Origin of the sequence: Actinoplanes rectilineatus (assembly GCF_000962825.1) — a bacterium.
Classification (GTDB): Bacteria; Actinomycetota; Actinomycetes; order Mycobacteriales; family Micromonosporaceae; genus Actinoplanes; species Actinoplanes rectilineatus.
Map to the genome: position 1 here is coordinate 1 of NZ_JZKF01000252.1, position 378 is coordinate 378.

The 378-nt window shown below is 71.4% G+C and carries 1 protein-coding gene; it reads left to right on the forward strand.

Translation table 11 applies throughout. The features are described from left to right. Positions 1-137: 137 nt before the first annotated feature. Positions 138-378: CAP domain-containing protein (locus tag WH85_RS46325; RefSeq protein WP_342669836.1), on the forward strand; the 241-nt coding region annotated here is incomplete at its 3' end.

Below are 378 nucleotides of genomic sequence, written 5' to 3' on the forward strand. Positions count from 1 at the left end.
GCCGTCGGCTCCTGGGCGGGTGGCAACCGGATGGTGACGGGAGGGCACCGGGCCGGGAATCGAGTGGGCGGCGGGGTGGCCGATGAGTACGGTACGCCCGGCGGCCTGCCGGGTTACCGGCTCCGGAAGGGTTCTTCTTGCGTAAGCTCCTCGGTCGTCTGGCTCTGTCCGCCCTCGTCGCCCCCGCCGCTGTCGCTGCCGTGATGATCGCGTCCCCCGCTCAGGCCGCTGTAGCGAAGCCCACCGAGAAGACCCTGCAGGCCGAGATCAACCGGCTGATCAACGTCGAGCGCACCTCGCACGGCTGCGCCCCGCTGACGGAGAACAAGGCACTGACCGCCGCGGCCCGCACCCACAGCGCGTGGATGGCGCAGACCG